19 protein-coding genes are annotated in these 17,690 nt (G+C 58.7%); 10 read left to right on the plus strand and 9 right to left on the minus strand.

The annotated features are described in order from the left end of the window. Window positions 1-39: 39 nt before the first annotated feature. The 4 genes from G473_RS30040 (at window position 40) to G473_RS0120820 (ending at window position 3,628) form a co-directional block, all read left to right on the plus strand. Window positions 40-1,038 (plus strand): ParA family protein, encoded by a 999-nt coding sequence (locus G473_RS30040; RefSeq protein ID WP_035708495.1) that lies wholly within the window; start codon window positions 40-42, stop codon window positions 1,036-1,038. A 61-nt stretch (window positions 1,039-1,099) separates the two neighbouring features. Further along, window positions 1,100-1,888: an SIR2 family NAD-dependent protein deacylase gene (locus G473_RS30045; RefSeq protein ID WP_084438434.1), complete on the plus strand. Its 789-nt coding sequence runs from the start codon at window positions 1,100-1,102 to the stop codon at window positions 1,886-1,888. Between the two features lie 72 nt (window positions 1,889-1,960). Next, entirely contained in the window at window positions 1,961-2,251 is a 291-nt protein-coding gene (locus tag G473_RS0120815; protein WP_029014689.1) for an XRE family transcriptional regulator, read from the plus strand. Between the two features lie 108 nt (window positions 2,252-2,359). Beyond that, entirely contained in the window at window positions 2,360-3,628 is a 1,269-nt protein-coding gene (locus G473_RS0120820; RefSeq protein WP_029014690.1) for an NAD(P)/FAD-dependent oxidoreductase, read from the plus strand. A gap of 98 nt (window positions 3,629-3,726) precedes the next feature. On the opposite strand, the gene G473_RS28190 is transcribed toward G473_RS0120820, so the two are convergent. The 3 genes from G473_RS28190 to G473_RS0120835 all read right to left on the minus strand — a co-directional run bounded on the left by G473_RS28190 (window position 3,727) and on the right by G473_RS0120835 (window position 5,546). After that, window positions 3,727-4,281 carry an FKBP-type peptidyl-prolyl cis-trans isomerase gene (locus G473_RS28190; RefSeq protein ID WP_051330537.1) on the minus strand — a complete coding sequence of 185 codons (555 nt, stop codon included), beginning with the start codon at window positions 4,279-4,281 and terminating at the stop codon, window positions 3,727-3,729. Window positions 4,282-4,401: 120 nt separating this feature from the next. Further along, the gene (locus G473_RS28195) at window positions 4,402-4,896 is read right to left on the minus strand and encodes an FKBP-type peptidyl-prolyl cis-trans isomerase (protein ID WP_084438436.1); all 495 of its coding nucleotides are present in this window, start codon (window positions 4,894-4,896) and stop codon (window positions 4,402-4,404) included. A gap of 20 nt (window positions 4,897-4,916) precedes the next feature. Beyond that, complete coding sequence (locus G473_RS0120835; protein ID WP_029014691.1) at window positions 4,917-5,546, minus strand: hypothetical protein; 630 nt, start codon at window positions 5,544-5,546, stop codon at window positions 4,917-4,919. Window positions 5,547-5,735: 189 nt separating this feature from the next. On the opposite strand from G473_RS0120835, the gene G473_RS0120840 reads away from it, so the two are divergent. Then, window positions 5,736-7,406, plus strand: a complete 1,671-nt coding sequence (locus G473_RS0120840) for an NAD+ synthase (protein WP_029014692.1) — start codon at window positions 5,736-5,738, stop codon at window positions 7,404-7,406. A 230-nt stretch (window positions 7,407-7,636) separates the two neighbouring features. Continuing rightward, complete coding sequence (locus tag G473_RS0120850; RefSeq protein ID WP_269910826.1) at window positions 7,637-8,020, plus strand: chemotaxis response regulator CheY; 384 nt, start codon at window positions 7,637-7,639, stop codon at window positions 8,018-8,020. 250 nt (window positions 8,021-8,270) lie between these two features. Here the strand turns inward: G473_RS0120850 and G473_RS0120855 are convergent, their stop codons facing one another. The 4 genes from G473_RS0120855 to G473_RS0120870 all read right to left on the minus strand — a co-directional run bounded on the left by G473_RS0120855 (window position 8,271) and on the right by G473_RS0120870 (window position 12,513). Continuing rightward, window positions 8,271-9,101, minus strand: coding sequence for an ABC transporter permease subunit (locus G473_RS0120855; RefSeq protein ID WP_029014694.1), 831 nt, complete (start codon window positions 9,099-9,101; stop codon window positions 8,271-8,273). Continuing rightward, entirely contained in the window at window positions 9,101-10,045 is a 945-nt protein-coding gene (locus tag G473_RS0120860; protein WP_154667499.1) for an ABC transporter permease subunit, read from the minus strand. The genes G473_RS0120855 and G473_RS0120860 overlap by 1 nt, the downstream gene beginning before the upstream one ends. Window positions 10,046-10,055: 10 nt before the next feature. Then, complete coding sequence (locus tag G473_RS0120865) at window positions 10,056-11,210, minus strand: ABC transporter ATP-binding protein (RefSeq protein WP_029014696.1); 1,155 nt, start codon at window positions 11,208-11,210, stop codon at window positions 10,056-10,058. A gap of 208 nt (window positions 11,211-11,418) precedes the next feature. Further along, window positions 11,419-12,513 (minus strand): polyamine ABC transporter substrate-binding protein, encoded by a 1,095-nt coding sequence (locus G473_RS0120870; protein WP_154667500.1) that lies wholly within the window; start codon window positions 12,511-12,513, stop codon window positions 11,419-11,421. A 237-nt stretch (window positions 12,514-12,750) separates the two neighbouring features. Between G473_RS0120870 and G473_RS0120875 the strand changes: the two genes are divergently transcribed. The 3 genes from G473_RS0120875 (at window position 12,751) to G473_RS0120885 (ending at window position 15,496) form a co-directional block, all read left to right on the plus strand. Then, entirely contained in the window at window positions 12,751-13,581 is an 831-nt protein-coding gene (locus G473_RS0120875; protein WP_035708499.1) for an FkbM family methyltransferase, read from the plus strand. A 93-nt stretch (window positions 13,582-13,674) separates the two neighbouring features. After that, complete coding sequence (locus tag G473_RS28200) at window positions 13,675-14,622, plus strand: DMT family transporter (RefSeq protein WP_051330538.1); 948 nt, start codon at window positions 13,675-13,677, stop codon at window positions 14,620-14,622. 1 nt (window position 14,623) lies between these two features. Next, entirely contained in the window at window positions 14,624-15,496 is an 873-nt protein-coding gene (locus tag G473_RS0120885; RefSeq protein WP_029014699.1) for a 23S rRNA (adenine(2030)-N(6))-methyltransferase RlmJ, read from the plus strand. Between the two features lie 42 nt (window positions 15,497-15,538). On the opposite strand, the gene G473_RS28205 is transcribed toward G473_RS0120885, so the two are convergent. Next, entirely contained in the window at window positions 15,539-15,862 is a 324-nt protein-coding gene (locus tag G473_RS28205) for a YgaP family membrane protein (RefSeq protein WP_051330539.1), read from the minus strand. A gap of 168 nt (window positions 15,863-16,030) precedes the next feature. Between G473_RS28205 and G473_RS0120895 the strand changes: the two genes are divergently transcribed. Beyond that, window positions 16,031-16,816 (plus strand): protein phosphatase CheZ, encoded by a 786-nt coding sequence (locus G473_RS0120895; RefSeq protein ID WP_245580220.1) that lies wholly within the window; start codon window positions 16,031-16,033, stop codon window positions 16,814-16,816. 24 nt (window positions 16,817-16,840) lie between these two features. Here the strand turns inward: G473_RS0120895 and G473_RS0120900 are convergent, their stop codons facing one another. Continuing rightward, on the minus strand, window positions 16,841-17,599 hold the full coding sequence (locus tag G473_RS0120900; RefSeq protein ID WP_051330540.1) for a response regulator transcription factor: 759 nt from the start codon (window positions 17,597-17,599) through the stop codon (window positions 16,841-16,843). Between the last annotated feature and the right edge of the window lie 91 nt (window positions 17,600-17,690).

The raw sequence follows: 17,690 nt of genomic DNA on the forward strand, positions 1-17,690 counted from the left end.
TCTGGTTTTCCCAAAACCTCAACCTAAAATGTGAGACCCATGAAATCTGTAGCATTCTTTACGAACAAAGGCGGCGTCGGCAAGACTACATTAGTCTGCAACCTCGCCGCACATCTTTCGATTTTCCACGGAAAAAAAATTCTTATCGTAGATGCCGACCCACAAACAAATGCCACCCAATATATGTTTAATGACAATACATTAGAAGAAGTTTACGAAAAGAAAACGGCTTATACTATATACAGTATGGCTCGCCCTCTATCTCAAGGAAAAGGCTATTCTGCTGAGAACTCTTACAGACGTTCTCCAAATTTTGAAGTTGACGTCTTGCTCGGAGATCCAAGATTAGCTCTAATTGAAGACACCCTCGCCACCGATTGGAACACATCCGGAGTAAGAGGCCTAAGAACTACTTTTATGTTTAGAGAGTTTTTACTTGGATGCCTCCAATATGATTTTGTTTTTTTTGATATGGGCCCCTCTTTGGGATCAATAAATAGATCTGTACTTATTGGTTGTGACTATTTTATACTTCCGTTATCAATAGATCTTTTTAGCATTCGAGCTACTGAAAACATATCTACCTGGCTGAAAGAATGGAAAAAAAGACTATCTCTTCAGATAAGCTCCATTTCAGATGTATCTGAAATAGAAGTTTCTGATCTGGAATTCAGACTCAGACTACTCGGATATGTAAACCAACAGTATACAGCAAAACGAGATTCGTCTGGTGAACGACGCGCAGTGAAGGCTTATGAAAAGGTTATGCGCGCAATACCAGATGCCATACAGCAAACCATCATTAGTGACCACCAACAAGAACCCGATGATATAGATTATAAACTGGGATCAATACCGAATTTACATAGCCTGATTCCAATGTCACAGAGCAGTAGGAAACCTGTATTTAAACTCAAAAGCGGAGACGGCATAGTCGGCGCTCATTTTGCCAAAGTGACTGAATCATTGGAAATATTTAATAACATTTCTATGAAATTTCTGGAGAACATGGAGGCTTTAAGTGATTACGTGGCCTGAAGATCTAATTTCCTCAATAGCAAGAAGAAAAGCTATCTTCTTCTTGGGAGCAGGAACGTCAATGAATTCTATTAATGCAAAAGGGCAACGCCCGCCATCGTGGCGTGATTTTCTAGAGTCAGGAATTGAACGCTGCCAATCCAACAAATCTGAGATGAGTAAGATTCTTCGATCTGGAGACTATTTAACTTGTTGTCAAATTATAAAATATAAACTTGCGCACGATTGGGTTCCATTTGTCGAAGAAAAGTTTCTTCAGCCAATGTTTAAACACAATAAAACACACGAATTAATATTTAAATTAGACTCTCCTATAGTTTTAACTCCAAATTTTGATAAAATATATGACAATTATGCAGTGTCTCAGACGAGTAACTTGATAAAAATAAAAAAATATCATGATGATGACTTGGCTAGATCCCTACGTGGAGGAGAAAAACAAAGATTAATATTAAAAATACATGGATGCATAGATACGCCTGATAGACTAGTATTTACCAGAGAGGACTATGCAGATATAAGGAATAAATTCGCTAATTTCTATAGAGCAATGGACGCCCTTGTTCTCACTCATACCTTCCTTTTTATAGGATGCGGAATGAACGATCCAGATTTAAGTCTTATTCTCGAACAGTACGCACGCTCATTTGGTAGCGCCCCACCCCATTACATTACATTTTCAGGAAAAGTAACAGAGGAGTATAAAAACATGATAGAAAAGAATTACAATTTAAGGTTATTAAAATATTCTTCAAATGATGACCACAAAGAACTTCAAGACTCACTCGAAAGTTTAGTGAAAGCGGTAAACTCTAAACGGGACGATTTATCAACATCTCAGCTATGGTAAATCGTTAATTAAAATACAAAAATATTTAAATAAATTACTGAAAAACACCTTTAATGAGAGAACGAAACTGCCATGACCGACACCAACCTTGATCCGCTGGGTGACAGCTTCGAGTCTTTTCTGGAGAGCGAAGGCATCAAGGAAGAGGTCTATGGTACCGCCATCAAGCGCATTATCGCCTTTCAACTGGAAGCGGCACGCGATGCCGCCGATATCTCCAAAACCGCCATGGCCCAGACCATGGAAACAAGCCGCACCCAGGTTAACCGGGTGCTGGACCCGGAAAATGTCGCCATCTCTCTGGAACTGTTGGATCGGGCGGCCAAGGCGGTCGGCAAACGGCTCCGGGTGGAATTGATCTGACGCCGCACCCGGCGGATACTGAAGGCAAAAAGCGGCCCGCCATTGACCCCCAGGGCCGGGATACATTAGGCCAGTGCTATCCCTTTCACGGCAGCGGACACCGCCCCCATGCCCCATGCCCCTTCCTGGTACGCTGATACGGCCCATCCCGCCCCCAACCGACCGATGCTGGTGGGCGATGTCACCGCCGATGTCTGTATTGTCGGGGCCGGTTATACGGGGCTGGTGACAGCGATTGAGCTGGCGCAGCGCGGCCTGTCCGTTGTGGTGCTGGAGGCGGAGAAGGTTGGCTGGGGGGCGTCGGGCCGCAATGGCGGGCAGATCGTCACCGGCTTCAACAAATCCATCGCCGAGATTGAAGGCTGGATGGGCAAGGGTGATGCCCGCCAGCTCTGGGATCTGTCGGAAGAGGCCAAGACCATGCTGGCCGGGCTGGTGGAACGGCACCAGATCGAGTGCGACCTGAAATGGGGTTATCTGCTGGCCGCCTTGAAGCCCCGGCACATGACGGCGCTGGCTGAGCATCAGGCGGAACTGGACGGCCTGGCCTATGGCAAATCCCGCATGGTGGCGCGGGATGAGGTGCGGGCCATGGTGGCAACCGACTCCTATATCGGTGGCCTGTATGATGAAGGGTCGGGCCAGTTACACCCGCTGAACTATGCGCTGGGGCTGGCGCGGGCGGCGGAAGGGCTGGGCGTGCGCATCCATGAGGGCAGCCGCGTGGTGCGGGTGGAAACGGGCGACAAGCCCTTTGCCACCACCGCCACCGGCAAGGTTAGCGCCGGCTATCTGGTGCTGGCCGGCAATGCCTATCTGGGCGGCTTGGCCCCGCCCATCCGCAGCCGGGTGATGCCGGCCGGCACCTATATGATCGCCACCGCCCCGATGGAGCCGGAACGGGCTGCCGCCCTGATCCCATCGGGCATCGCGGTGGCCGATATCAATTTCGCGCTGAATTACTATCGCCGGTCGCCGGATCACCGGTTCCTGTTCGGCGGCGGGGTCAGCTATTCCGGCTTTGATGCGCCGGGGCTGAAAACCAGCCTGCGCCGCACCATGCTGCGCTATTTCCCGCAACTGGCCGATGTGCCGGTGGAGTATCTGTGGGGTGGGCATGTCGCCATCACCATGAACCGGCTGCCGCATCTGGGTCGGATCAGCCCGACCACATATTTCGCCCAGGGCTATAGCGGCCATGGCGTGGCACTGACGGCCATTGCCGGGCGGGTGATTGCAGAGGCCATCGGCCATCAGGCCGAACGGTTCGATATTTTCGCCCGCATCCCGCACCGCCCCTTCCCCGGCGGGCAGACCTTCCGCATGCCGGCCCTGGTGCTGGCCATGATGTGGTACCGGCTGCGAGACCTGCTGTAAGCGGGTCGGGCGCAGGCACCTGGATAAAAACAGGGGCGGCACCCTGCGGCACCGCCCCTGTTCATTGATTGATCAGGCTGCCCGTCTGGTTGCCCACCTCAGCGGATCATGGAGGGGTTGGCCAGCAGGTTGGTATTGTCCGGCTTGCGGATGCTCAGCAATTCAATGGTGAACAGCAGGGTGGAACCACCGGGGATGCGCGGCGGCTGCCCCCGCGCGCCATAGCCCAGTTCCGACGGCACAGCCAGTTCCCAGGTCTCCCCCACCTTCATCATGGGGATGGCTTCCTGCCACCCACGGATAAGCCCGCCCAGCGGGAAGCTGGCCGGACGGCCGCGATTATAGGAGCTGTCGAACTCCGACCCGTCGATCAGGATGCCGCGATAATGCACCGTCACCTCATCCGACAGCAGCGGCCGCTGGGCATTACCCACAGCCGGCTTGACGATGCGGTATTGCAGACCGCTGGGCGTGGTGCGCCAACCGGCCTTCTTGGCATTTTCGATCAGATATTGCTTCTGCGGGTCGATGCGCGGCAGGGCCAATGCGGCATCCCCCTGCCCCGCCGGCTTCTGCTGTGCCCCCGCCGGCAGGGCGGTGACCATCAGGGTGGCGCCAAGGAAAAGGGCGGCAAACGTGGCGGAACCGGACATGCAACACTCCCATGTCAACAAACTGAAACCGGCTGTGGGGTAACACAGGCGAAAGGGGGGTGCCACCCCCGTGAATAGTCGCAGGGCGAATATAGCCGGTCACCGCGCGTTTGCGTGGCTTCACTGTCCGCTGAGATAGGGTTTGGTGATGCCCAGCAGTTCAAGGGTGAACAGCAACGTGGCGTCGGGCGGTACCTTGCCACTGGCAGAGCCGCGCGCGCCGTAGCCCAGCGCAGCCGGCACCGCGATTTCCCAGGTATCACCGATGCGCATCATCGGCACCACCTCCCGCCAGCCGGCGATCACGCGGGTCAGTTGCAGCTTGGCCGGCTTGCCCTTGCGCCCCGTTGTATCGTCAAACACGGTGCCATCGAGCAGGGTGCCACGATAATTCAGGGTCGCATGGTCGATCGGCGCTGGCACCGGCCCGGTGCCCGGCCCCGCCTTAACCACCCGGTAGCGCACGCCGCCGGGTGTGGATTTCCAGCCCTTCGCATCCAGGCTTGCCAGATATTCCGCCTCCGCCGGCGGGGCGGCACGGGCCAGCCCCGGCACCAGCGGCACCAGCACCAATGCCAGGGCGGTCCCCAGCATCCGCAACAACCTGCCCATCATGTATCCTCCCCTATTTATGTTTACTTTTTCCCTTCCTCCTGGAAAGCCGGCGGCACGCGGCCTTCCAGCGGTTCCATCGTCATCATGCGCAGACCCGGCGGCGGGGTGAACAGGGCCGCGTCCTGCGGTCCGCGCTTGATCTCGGTTAGTTTCATGGACACGTCAATCGGCTCCCCGCCATCCGTGGCCGTGCCCTCAATCCGGACATAGATGCCATCGGCGCTGGCCCAGACATGGCCGTCAAAGCCACCGCCAGCCGGAAACGTATCCTGCACGCGGTACTTCACCACCTTTTCCCCGGCGATGGTTTCCGTGCCTTCCCGCGTCGCGTTCAGGGTGGCCAGCGCCGTGGGCACCACGCCCACTTCCGGATCGGCGGCATCAATCTCCATCGCCATTTTGCTTTCCGGCTGGATCACGATAGCCTTGGGCTGGTCGGGCCGGATGATCAAAAGGTTGGTCAAGCCATCCACCCGGCTTTCCCGACGTTCCTTGCCACGATCATGATGGATCGTCGCCTCCAGCACGGCGCCATTCACCGTCAGCACCTGACGCGCCTGATATTGGGCCGCCGGGGTCGGCAATTGGTCGGCCAAAGCCGGCGACACCACCAGAACGGTCAGCAGAAGGGCGGGAAGGAGAGGCTTCACGGGATTGATACTCCAGAACAGGGATCCACCCTGGGGAATAGGGTAAGGGTACGACTGCTCAACCGACGCGGCAAGCTGAACGGACGGCTTGACCCCTTATACTCAGCAAGAGCATAACAAAATCGACATGTCCGCCGGACGGGCCCCGGCCAGGGGCGGCGGCGGGCAAGGCCTGTCATGGAAGCCGCAATGACCGATCATTTGACCATCGCCCTGGCGCAGATCAACCCGACCGTGGGCAAGCTGGACCATAATGCGGCCCTGATCCGCCAGGCCCGGCGCGAGGCGGCCGATGCCGGTGCCGATCTTGTTTTGTATCCGGAACTGTCGGTCTGCGGCTATCCGCCTGAAGATCTGGTGCTGAAACCCTTTTTCCTGGATCAGGTGGAAGCGACGGTTCGGGCGTTGGCCGCCGATACCGCCGATGGCGGCCCGGCGCTGCTGGTCGGCGCACCCTGGCGGGTGGAGGGGCGGCGGCACAATGCCGCCCTGCTGCTGGATGGCGGCAAGATCCAGGCCGTGCGCCTGAAGCATGACCTGCCCAATTACGGCCCGTTTGACGAAAAGCGCGTGTTTGAGGCCGGCCCCCTGCCCGGCCCGATCAACTTCCGCGGCGTGCGGCTGGGCGTGGTGATCTGCGAGGATATGTGGACGCCGGACGTCTGCGAAACCCTGGCCGAAACCGGGGCAGAGCTGTTGCTGGTGCCCAATGGCAGCCCGTTTGAACTGGACAAGGTGGACCGCCGCCTCTCCCTGGCTGTGTCGCGCGTGACGGAGACCGGCCTGCCGCTGATCTATCTCAACCAGGTAGGCGGACAGGATGAACTGGTGTTTGACGGTGCCAGCTTCGCGCTTAATCCTGATCGGGAACTGGTCGCCCAACTGCCCGCCTTTGTGGAGCGGCTGGCCATCACCCGCTGGTCCCGCACAGCGGATGGCTGGACGGGCCAATCCAAGGAAATGGTGCCGCCGCCGGAATCGCTGTCGGCCATCTATGGCGCCATGATTCTGGGCCTGCGCGACTATGTGGGCAAAAATGGATTTCCCGGCGTGCTGCTGGGCATGTCCGGCGGCATTGATTCGGCCATTTCCGCTGCCGTCGCCGTGGATGCGCTGGGACCGGACAAGGTTCATTGCGTGATGATGCCCAGCCCCTATACCAGCCAGGACAGCCTGGATGATGCCGCGCAATGCGCCGGCCTGCTGGGGTGCCGCATTGATACGATCTCCATTGCCCCTGCCATGGACGCCTTCGCAGCAATGCTGGCCCCCAGCTTCGCCGGCACCCAGCCCGACATCACGGAAGAGAATCTGCAAAGCCGGTCGCGCGGCCTGACACTGATGGCGCTGTCCAACAAGTTCGGCGCCATGGTGCTGTCCACCGGCAACAAGTCGGAAATGTCAGTCGGCTACGCCACGCTCTATGGCGATATGTGCGGCGGCTATTCCGTACTGAAGGACGTTTACAAGACGATGGTTTACCGCCTGTCGGACTGGCGGAACCAAAACCGTCCGCTTGGCGCCCTGGGCCCGTCCGGCATGGTCATCCCGGAACGGATCATCACCAAGGCCCCGACGGCGGAACTGAAACCCGACCAGAAGGACCAGGATACGCTGCCCGAATATGCCGTTCTGGATGATATCCTGGAATGTCTGGTGGAAAAGGATATGTCCATGGCGGATATCGTCGCGCGCGGGCACGACGCCGCGACGGTCAACCGCGTCTGGCGCATGCTGGATCGGGCTGAATATAAGCGTCGGCAGGCGCCTCCGGGTGTGAAGATCACCTCCCGCAGCTTTGGCAAGGACCGACGCTATCCCATTACCAGTGGCCTGTTGTCATTGGTGCCGAGCAAGTGAAAGAAAGGTTCAAAGGAACAGTCCTCCCATGCTTGACAAGGCCCCGGCTGCCTACCAAAGTGCGGGCCAGCGCGCCTTGTGGGTTATGGACTATCCTCTTTCCATAGCTGACGAGGTAACCTCTCTGGTATAGGTTCAGGAGTAGCGCATGGCGTTGTTCCTGTTCCATAATCGAGATAGGCAATAATGCCGGTGAAATTGACGCAACACGTTCAGGTGGGGGTTCCGCAGTGTCCTTGAACATTCAGGTGCTGGTTGTCGACGATTACGCGACGATGCGGCGTATCATCAGGAACCTGCTCACCCAGATCGGGTTCACAAAGATCGAAGAAGCGGCCGATGGTGCCGAAGCGCTGGCCAAGCTGCGCGCTGCCCAGTTCGGTCTGGTGATTTCCGACTGGAACATGGAGCCGATGACCGGTCTCCAGCTTCTGAAGGAAGTGCGCGCGGATGTCCGCCTCAAGGCAACGCCGTTCATCATGGTGACGGCTGAGTCCAAGACGGAAAACGTGATCGCCGCCAAGGAAGCCGGCGTGAACAACTATATCGTCAAGCCGTTCAACGCCGACACGCTGAAGAAGAAGATCGAAAGCGTGCTGGGCGCGCTGGGCTGATAAAGGGGCGCCAGGGGTAGTCATTGATCTACCCCGGTTGCTTTAAGCCCACCCTGACGAAGCCGGTATGCCCATCCGTCGCGGCCCCTGCTATTGGCACGGGCCTGCGGGGATGGGTTTTGCTTTGTGTGGCCTCCAGAGACAGGTGATACCGTGTCGGGCCATCTATTCGGCTGAAGTCACCGACAAAAAAGCCGGCGTCCCATAACGGGAACGCCGGCTTTTTGTTTCTGTGCCCACAGGGGTGGGGTCAGCCCTGTTGGGCCATTTGTTCATCCCGTTTGCGCAACCTCTCCTGCCGGGCATTGTAGAAGCCAGCGGCAATAATGCCGGTTGCCACAATTGCCACCACAATCGTGGCCAGGGCATTGATTTTCGGGCTGAGCCCCAAACGGACGCTGGAGAAGACGACCTGCGGCAGCGTTGTGGAGCCAGGGCCGGAAACGAAACTGGTAATCACCAGATCATCCAGTGACAGGGTGAAAGCCAGCAGCCAGCCGGACACAATGGCGGGCGCGATCAGCGGCAGGGTGATGACAAAGAACACCTTGGCCGGGCGTGCGCCCAAATCCATTGCCGCTTCCTCCAGGCTGGCATCCATGGATACCAGACGGGACTGCACCACCACCGTCACGAAAGACATGGTGAAGGTGATATGGGCCAGCACGATGGTCAGCATACCGCGACCCTCTGGCCAGCCGGTCAACTGTTCCAGACTGACGAACAGCAGCAGCAAGGCCAGGCCCAGGATCACCTCCGGCATCACCAGGGGTGCCGATACCATGCCGGAAAACAGTGCCCGCCCTTTAAAGGCGCCAAACCGGGCCAGCATCATGCCGGCCAGCGTGCCCAACACCACGGCACAGGAGGCAGAAATGAAAGCAACACGGACGGACAGCCACGCTGCCGAAAGAAGCTGGTCGTCCTGCATCAACTCCCCATACCAGCGGAAGGAGAACTCGCTCCAGACCGAAATGGACCGGTTGTCGTTGAAAGACAAAACGATCAGCAGGAGAATCGGCAGATAAAGGAACAGCAGGCCGATCAACAAGCCGAAACGCAGGAACCAGGATTTCGGCATTACGGGTGCCCCCCCTGTTTGCCCTGAACATTCTGGAACAGCATGATCGGCACCACCAGGAACAGCAGCAGAGCCACCGCCACAGCAGACGCCAATGGCCAGTCACGGTTATTGAAAAATTCGGTCCAGAGCGTCCGACCGATCATCAGCGTATCCGGGCCCCCCAGCAATTCCGGGATCACGAACTCGCCTGTCGCCGGGATGAAAACCAGTAGCGAGCCCGCGATCATGCCTGGGATGGACAAAGGCAAGGTGATGGTCAGGAACGCTTTCCAGGGCGGACAGCCCAGATCGGCCGCCGCCTCCAGCAAGGTATTATCCATCCGCTCCAGCGTGGAATAGAGCGGCAGGATCATGAAGGGCAGATAGGAATAGGTGATGCCGATATAGGTCGCCATCGGCGTGTACAGGATCTGCAAAGGCTGATCGATGATCCCCAGCCACATCAGGAAATTGTTCAACACCCCATTATTGGACAGGATGCCGATCCAGGCATAAACGCGGATGAGAAAGCTGGTCCAGAAGGGCAGGATCACCAGCATCAACAGCGGCGCGCGCCATTTCGGGTCTGCCTTCGCGATGGCATAGGCCACCGGATAACCCAGAACCAAGCAACAGATCGTGGAGACGAAAGCGATCTTCAGGCTGTTCAGATAGGCGATGATATAAAGGTCATCCGTCACCATATAATGGAAATTATAGAAGGTGACGGTGATCTGATATTTCAGCTCCTCCACCGTTTCCAGCAACGGCGTGAAGGGCGGGATCGCCATCTGGGATTCCGCCAGCGCGATCTTCAGCACGATCAGAAATGGGATCAGGAAGAAAAGCAGCAGCCAGCCATAGGGGATGGCCATGACCAGCGCCCGGCCGGACAGGCCGACACGCTGGAGCAACCCCAAAAAGCCGGTATGCCGCATTTCGCTTTGGATCAGTTCCGCCATGATCCCCCCGTTAGCTGGTCAGCACGGAACCGGCGAAGGGACGCCAGCTCAAATACACCCGGTCCTCCCAGGTGATGGGCATTTCGGTCCGGCGCGTGACCATGGGGGCCGTCACCCGGACACGCTTGCCGGTGGTCAGTTCGATCTCATAGATCGAGACATCCCCCAGATAGGCAATTTCCTTCACCGTACCGACGGCCTGGTTACGGCCATTGTCGCCAGCCGGCGGCTCCTTGGTGATGGCAATCTTTTCCGGCCGCACGGCCACCCAGCATTCCGTACCCGGTGCGGCATGGCCGGGATGGCTGACATAAAGGTCGCAATCCGCTTCATCGGACCGAATCAGGGAATGGTCAGGCTCCGACTCCACGATACGGCCATGCAGCATATTGACCGATCCGATGAATTCGGCGGTGAAGCGGCTGTTGGGATATTCATAGATTTCGGTCGGCGTGCCAATCTGGGCGATGTAGCCCCGGTTCATCACGGCAATGCGTGATGACATGGTCATGGCCTCTTCCTGGTCATGAGTCACGATCACGAAGGTGATGCCGACCTTCTCCTGGATATTCACCAGTTCGAACTGGGTCTGCTCCCGCAGCTTTTTGTCCAAGGCCCCCAGCGGCTCGTCCAGCAGCAGCAGTTTGGGGCGCTTCACCAGGGCGCGGGCAAGCGCCACGCGCTGGCGCTGACCGCCGGAAAGCTGGTGCGGCTTGCGATGCCCGAACTGGGAGAGCTGGACCAGGTTCAACACCTCGGCTACCCGCTCCTTGATCTCCGCCTTCGGCACCTTGTCCTGGTGCAGACCGAAAGCGATGTTCTTCTCCACGCTCATGTGCGGAAACAGGGCGTAGGACTGGAACATCATGTTCACCGGCCGCTCATAGGGCGGCACGTTGGACATATCGACACCGTCGATGAAAATCTTGCCCTCGGTCGGGCGCTCGAACCCGGCCAGCATGCGCAGCAAGGTGGTCTTGCCGGAGCCGGAACCCCCGAGAAGGGAGAAGAATTCCCCCCGATAGATCGACAAGGAGACATCGTCCACGGCGGTAAAATCGCCGAACTTCTTTGTCACCTTCTCGATACGGACATAGGGCTTCTCATTCGGGTCCCGCCAAGGTTCCAGCTTGGTCTGGGTCCGCGAGGGCTGCGCAGTAGCCATGTCGTCGTTCGTCCCTGTCCGGTTGAGCGAAAAAGGATTGGTGGCAAGAAATACGTGTCAGCCGATCCTACACGCGGCGCCTTGCCAAACGATAGCGCCCGTTGAAGTTCGGCTTGAAAATTATGACCTTGAGCGGTCAGCCTCAGGAAGCAGAAAGGGCGCCGGCAGTTCCCCCGCCGACGCCCTATCCTTCATGGATCAGGACTAATCAGCGGCCAGTCTTGATCTTGGTCCAGGCGCGGGTACGTTCACGTTCCGCCTTCTGGGTGACCTGCTTCACGGTGAAGAACTTGTCCATCACATCCTTCGGCGGGAAGATGGACGGGTTGCCGGAAATTTCCTTGTCCATCAGCGGCCAGGAGGCCGGCACGGCATTGGCATAGGCGACAAAGTCGCTGATGCCGGCCATCACCTTCGGCTCCAGCACATAATTGATGAAGGCATGGGCGGTTTCGACATTGGCACCCGCCGGAACGGCGGCAATGTCAAACCAGACCTGCGCCCCTTCCTTGGGGATGCTGTACTCAATCGTGTACTTGGCCTTGGCTTCCGTCGCGCGGGCGGCAGCCTGGAACACGTCACCCGAATAGCCCACGGCCACGCAGGCATCACCCGATGCCAGCGGATCGATGACCGACGGCACGAAAGTCTTCACATAGGGGCGGATGGCCAGCATGGCCGCTTCGGCCTTCTGCACATCAGCCGAAGCCTCGCTATTGGGATCCAGCCCCTGTGATTTCAGCACGGTCGGCAGGATATCGGTCTGGCTGTCCAGGAAGACAATGCCGCAGGCCGCCAGCTTCTTGGCGTTCTCCGGGTTGAAGACCAATTCCCAGCTATCGGTCGGGGCGTTGGGGAGCAGTTCCTTCACCTTCTCGACATTATAGCCGATACCAATGGTGCCCCATTGGTAGATCACACCATATTCGTTGCCCGGATCGGTCGATTCGACCAGCTTCATCAGCGCCGGGTCCAGGTTCTTCAGGTTCGGGATCTTGGACTTGTCCAGCTTCTGGACAGCCTTGGCCTGGATCAGTTTGCGAAAGGTCGGCTCGGCCGTCGGAACGATGACGTCGTAACCAGACTTACCGACCAGCAGCTTCGATTCCAGGGTTTCCAGGTCGGTGAAGACGTCATACTGCGTCTTGATGCCGGTCGCCTTCGTGAAATCGTCCAGCGTGGTCTCACCGATATAGTCGGCCCAATTGTAGATATTGACCTTCTTTTCCTGTGCCACGGCGGCGTGGCTCAGGGCAACGGCGGCGACCATGCCGATGGCGCCCAGCACCTGCTTCATCTTCATCAACGACCCCCAATTGATTATCGCGTCTGCCTCTAGACGCGCCTCCGGGATACCGGGTGCAGGCCCGATATCTTCGCATTGCACATTTCCCCCGCCACCTTGTCAATCAGGATGGATTTATGAGGCGGAATAAAGGGATGGCATGCCCTCTTTCCCCATCGCAACGGCCTACCAGCCTATGGCATAAGTGCCCCCAGACCTTATCTTCATCGCAGAAAACCGGACGCGCGGCCCATCATGGAATCGCAAGACGCTATCCCCTTCGGGTCCCACGCTCCCGGCGGTCTTGTTCAGACACTGACCCGGTTCTGCCAGACGCGCCCGGTGACGCCACTTGGCCGCCGTATCGCGCTCTGGGTTCGCCGGGTGGCGATGCGTCTTCACGGACCGATCTTTGATGTCCAGGTGCGCGGCCTCACGCTGCGCCTCCACCCGGACGATAATGTCGGGGAACGCAAGTTCCTGTTCATGCCGCAATTTTTCGATCCGGAGGAAATGGCCCTTCTGGCCGGGCGCCTGCCCCGCGATGGCACCTTCATCGATATCGGCGCCAATGTTGGGCTTTATACGTTGAATGCGGCCAGCCTTCTGGGCCCTGGCGGTCGCATCCTGGCCGTGGAGCCGGGGCCGGAAGCCATCCGCCGGCTGCGCATGAACCTGTCCTTGAATCCAAGTTTGGCGACCATCACCCATGTGGATTGCGCGATCGGCGCGACGGAAGGGGTCATGGGACTCAACCTGGATGCCAGCAATCTTGGCGGGTCCAGCCTTGTGCATGAACATGGCGGCAACAGCACCCCGGTCCGCGTGCGACCGCTGCTGGATGTGCTGGCCGAAAAGGGGATAGACCGGATTGATGTGCTGAAGATTGATGTGGAAGGGGCGGAAGATCAGGCCCTGGCCCCCTTCTTTGCCCGCGCCCCTGAAAGCCTGCACCCGCGCCTGATCATTATGGAACGGTCAGAGAAAAGCTGGCGGGTGGACCTGCTGGCGCTGTTGCAAAGCCTGGGCTATCGCAGCTTTGGCTCCAGCAAGATGAACTGGCTGCTGGAGAAGCCGGCCCCCTGACGCGCGGCGGGAGCCAGCCTGCCATGTCCGGGCGGGGATGGCGCATTGGTCCGCAATGGCGCACCCATGGCCGGTCAGACAGGTTTGAAGCCAATGCCCGCCCCTCCCTCCTTACCGTCCGGCACGGTTGGCCGTGCCATTTTCTCCATGATCTGCGCCGTGGCCCTGTTCGCCACGATGAATGCGATGGTCAAATATCTGGGCGGGCGCTATCCGCTGGGGCAGATGATCTTCTGCCGCGCCCTGTTCGCGCTTATCGTACTGGCCCCGCTGATAAAGCGGGCCGGGGGAGTGGTCAGCCTGGGCACCCGGCGGCCCTGGGGCCATGCCGCCCGCAGTCTTATCGGGGTGGTGGCCATGTTCTGCGGCTTCACCGCCATCACCAGCCTGCCTTTGGCCAACGCCGCCGCTTTTGCTTTCACCGCCCCTTTATGGACCACCACGCTGGGCGTGCTGGTGCTGGGGGAGAAGGTCCGCTGGCGGCGAACCCTGGCATTGATCGTGGGCTTTTGCGGCGTGCTGATCATGCTCCGCCCCGATGTGAAGCTGCTGGAAGATATCCTGAATGGCGGTACGGTTGCCGTGGGCAGCGCCCTGGCCCTGACCAGCGCGGCTTTGGGCGCCTGCGCGATGATTTCCGTGCGTCGATTGTCCGCAACCGAACCCAGCACCACCATCGTCTTCTATTTCATGGCAACCGGCTGCCTGCTGTCGGGACTGCTGACCTGGCCCGATTTTGTGATGCCGGACGTGAAGGATGGGCTTCTGTTGATCCTGATCGGCATCATCGGCGGGGTGGCGCAGTTACTGCTGACAACCGCCTATCGTGGCGCCCCAGTGGCGGTGATTGCGCCCTTCGATTATACCGCGATGCTGTGGGCAACCGGTTATGGCTTCCTGTTATGGGGAGAGGTGCCGGACCTTACCCTGGTGCTGGGGGCGATCATCGTTGTCGCCAGCGGTGCTTACATAACGATACGTGAAACCAGGCTGGGGATCGCCAGCACGGTCAGCGTCAAACAGTCGACGAAGATGGGTTGAGATGAATTACCGTCACGCTTTCCATGCCGGCAATCCGGCCGATGTGATGAAGCATGCCGTTCTGGCCTATCTTCTGGAACGGTTGCAGGCCAAACCCGCACCCTTTTTTGTGTTGGATACCCATGCCGGCATCGGTCGCTACGATCTGGAAGCCCAGCAGGCCCAGCGTACGGGAGAAGCCATCCGGGGGGTGCGGCGTCTGTTGCGGGAAAACGCCCCGTCCCTGCCCGCCGCCGCGGCTGCCTATCTGGCGGCCTTGCGCAATCTCAACCCGGCGGGGCAGCCGTTGGAGATGCTGCGGCATTATCCGGGCTCTCCGCTTCTGGCCCGGCTGGCGATGCGGCCCGGCGACCGGCTTGTCCTGGCGGAACTCCATCCCGAGGATGTGCAAACATTGCGGGCAAATTTTCGTGGGGATTCCCAGGTCGCCATCCATCATATGGACGGGTGGCTGGCCCTGAAAGCGCATTTGCCGCCGCCGGAACGGCGGGGCCTTGTCGTGATCGATCCACCTTTTGAAGCCCCGGATGAGTTTGAGCGTCTGGTCGCTGCCTTGGCGCTGGCATATCGGCGATGGTCTACCGGCCTTTATCTGCTGTGGTATCCGATAAAGGACCGGGCAACGTCCTGGCGGTTCCACCAGATGCTGACACAGACGGGTATTCCGCGGATTTTGGCTGCGGAATTGACTTGGGCCGATGATGACCGCAGCGACCGGTTGAACGGATCGGGCCTTATCCTGGTCAACCCGCCCTGGCAAACCGACGAGGCCCTGGCCACGTTGTTGCCGGCCTTGCATGCCGGTCTTGGCGCAGAAGCGGGAGACGGCCGAATATTCTGGATTCGCGACGAAGCCGGCAAGCCCGGCGCTTAGGCACCGGGCTTCGACCATTCTTTAGCAAAAGGTCTGAAGGGATCAGGCACGGCCGGGGTTGAACGACGGTGGATCGCTGGCGGGGAAGGAATCCTCGCTGGCAATGCCAACATCATCATTCTCTTCATCATGCGCTGAAGAGAGCGCCTCCCCATCGTTGGAGCCCCGGTGGCTCCATGCCTCATAGGCCGGGCAATAGCCGGTTAGACCGCGGGCAACAAGCAGACCCCCGGCAATGCCGGCAACCACGCTGCCCCGCCGGACCGCAGCGGCCAACAGCAGGCCGCCAACAGTCGTGGTGATCACCCGCTCCGCCGAGCCGACATTGGCGGCCGGCAGATGATCAAGTATGTCGTGATGGTTCACGGCCGCTACTCCTATCTGGTGTCTTTACCAACTTTACGCTTTGAAACGACCGAAACAGGGTCCGTGTTCCGAGGGTGGGATGCACCTCCACCTTAACCTTTTAGCTAAGGTTGCCACCTTGCAGTGGGTTGTGCCTTGGGTCAGAGTGCCGGAAGGATTGCTCACCGAATGGATGACCCCTTTCGGTGGGCCTATTGCTGGAGCGGGGGGATTATGGTGCAAGCGCGGCAACGGCCTTTCATGGCGGAAATTCAACGGGCACGGAAGGGGGGCGCCCCCTCACCCAGCCTGTCCGCCGTCAGTGATACTGCCGCACTACCCGCCCCTTCGCCGTCGCCGGTGGTGGTACAGGCCGACAATAGCGAGATGATCGCCGCCATCCAGGCTCTGGGCACGAAGCTGGACCGGTTCCTCACTGTCGATCATACGCAGATTGAGCAAATCCAGCTTGAAATCTCCGATATCGCCGGACGGATCAAGGCGACCAAGGTGGAAATGGCCGCGCTGCGGCATCCGTTGGCCAATGAGGACAAGTTTCAGGAAGCCAGCGAACAACTTTCCGCAGTCGTGCGCGCCACGGAAGGGGCGACGAACGCCATTATCGGCGCGGCGGAAGAGATTGAAGATATTGTCAGCGAAGTGCGGTCGCAACTGCCCGAGGGCTATCAGAATAGCCGCCTGAAGGACTTGAATGATCTGACTTTGCGGATTTTCGAAGCCTGCAATTTCCAGGATCTGACAGGGCAGCGTATCACCAAGGTCGTCCAGGCGCTGTCCTTCATTGAACAGCGCATTGACAGCATGATGTCCGTCTGGAACCAGAAGGAATTCGAGGCGCTGCCCCTGCCGCCCTCCATCGCGAAAACAGACAGCGGCTTGGCGTTGCATGGCCCCGCAGAGGAAAGCAGCAACAGCCGCGTTTCTCAGGCCGATATCGACGCCCTGTTCGACTGAGCCAAAAGGGCCTGCGCCCCGGGTTCAGTCCGGGCGCAGGCCGGTACGGGCCGCCAGAATGGCAATCTGGGTGCGGTTGCGGGCGCCCAGCTTCTGCATCATCGCCCGGACATGCACCTTGACCGTGCCTTCCAACACCCCAAGCTGCCGGGCGATTTCCTTGTTTGAACAGCCGGACAGGAGCAGGCGGAAGATATCGCGTTGACGGTTGGTCAAACGTGCCACACCGGCCTGATCCAATCCCCCATCAGGCACCTGGTTGACAGCAGACTGTGCCACCAGCCGATAGGGAAGCTGCACATAGCCTTCCCGAGACAAGGCAAGGCCAACGGCATCCGCCAGGACGGCGCTGGGATCGCTTTTTAACAGGCAGGCAGCAGCACCGGCAGACAGGAGAGTGCGAGCTTCCGCCGCTGTGAAATTACCCGACATCACTATGGCCGGTATATTTCCAAGCCGCGTCAGGAAATCGACCACCGCCACGGTGCGGTCGGCGCCCAAACCATCCACATCCATCAAAATCACATCAGGCGCTGCCCCGGTGTCCAAAGCGGACAAGGCCTCTTCCGGTGTTGCGGCCTGCCATGTGTAGGCACCGTCGTAAAGGGAAGACAGGGTCAATGCCAACCCATGGCGTACCAGAGCCTGCGGTTCCACAATCATAAAACCGCGCCGGCGCCCGCCGGCAGCAACGTCGCGCGTAGTGCCACGGCTGGAAACGCGCTGAAAGCTCTCCGGCTGTATCACCCGCAACGGGCTTTCACGACGCGCCGCCACGCTCATGGCAACCTCCAACATTTCATGACAACCAATACCGCCAATTTCGAATCATACTCATATGAAATAAGTGTTCCCGCAACCTCCTTCTGGTCAC

Source organism: Niveispirillum irakense DSM 11586 (assembly GCF_000429645.1).
GTDB lineage: Bacteria > Pseudomonadota > Alphaproteobacteria > Azospirillales > Azospirillaceae > Niveispirillum > Niveispirillum irakense.

Coding starts and splice junctions, on each gene's coding strand:
- G473_RS30045 (WP_084438434.1), top strand. CDS start 1,100: ATGAATTCTATTAATGCAAAAGGGCAACGCCCGCCATCGTGGCGTGAT.
- G473_RS0120875 (WP_035708499.1), top strand. CDS start 12,751: ATGGAATCGCAAGACGCTATCCCCTTCGGGTCCCACGCTCCCGGCGGT.
- G473_RS28200 (WP_051330538.1), top strand. CDS start 13,675: ATGCCCGCCCCTCCCTCCTTACCGTCCGGCACGGTTGGCCGTGCCATT.
- G473_RS28195 (WP_084438436.1), bottom strand. CDS start 4,896: ATGATGGGCAGGTTGTTGCGGATGCTGGGGACCGCCCTGGCATTGGTG.
- G473_RS0120865 (WP_029014696.1), bottom strand. CDS start 11,210: ATGGCTACTGCGCAGCCCTCGCGGACCCAGACCAAGCTGGAACCTTGG.
- G473_RS28190 (WP_051330537.1), bottom strand. CDS start 4,281: ATGTCCGGTTCCGCCACGTTTGCCGCCCTTTTCCTTGGCGCCACCCTG.
- G473_RS0120815 (WP_029014689.1), top strand. CDS start 1,961: ATGACCGACACCAACCTTGATCCGCTGGGTGACAGCTTCGAGTCTTTT.
- G473_RS0120820 (WP_029014690.1), top strand. CDS start 2,360: ATGCCCCATGCCCCTTCCTGGTACGCTGATACGGCCCATCCCGCCCCC.
- G473_RS0120885 (WP_029014699.1), top strand. CDS start 14,624: ATGAATTACCGTCACGCTTTCCATGCCGGCAATCCGGCCGATGTGATG.
- G473_RS0120855 (WP_029014694.1), bottom strand. CDS start 9,101: ATGCCGAAATCCTGGTTCCTGCGTTTCGGCTTGTTGATCGGCCTGCTG.
- G473_RS0120895 (WP_245580220.1), top strand. CDS start 16,031: ATGGATGACCCCTTTCGGTGGGCCTATTGCTGGAGCGGGGGGATTATG.
- G473_RS0120840 (WP_029014692.1), top strand. CDS start 5,736: ATGACCGATCATTTGACCATCGCCCTGGCGCAGATCAACCCGACCGTG.
- G473_RS30040 (WP_035708495.1), top strand. CDS start 40: ATGAAATCTGTAGCATTCTTTACGAACAAAGGCGGCGTCGGCAAGACT.
- G473_RS0120900 (WP_051330540.1), bottom strand. CDS start 17,599: ATGAGCGTGGCGGCGCGTCGTGAAAGCCCGTTGCGGGTGATACAGCCG.
- G473_RS0120860 (WP_154667499.1), bottom strand. CDS start 10,045: ATGGCGGAACTGATCCAAAGCGAAATGCGGCATACCGGCTTTTTGGGG.
- G473_RS0120870 (WP_154667500.1), bottom strand. CDS start 12,513: ATGAAGATGAAGCAGGTGCTGGGCGCCATCGGCATGGTCGCCGCCGTT.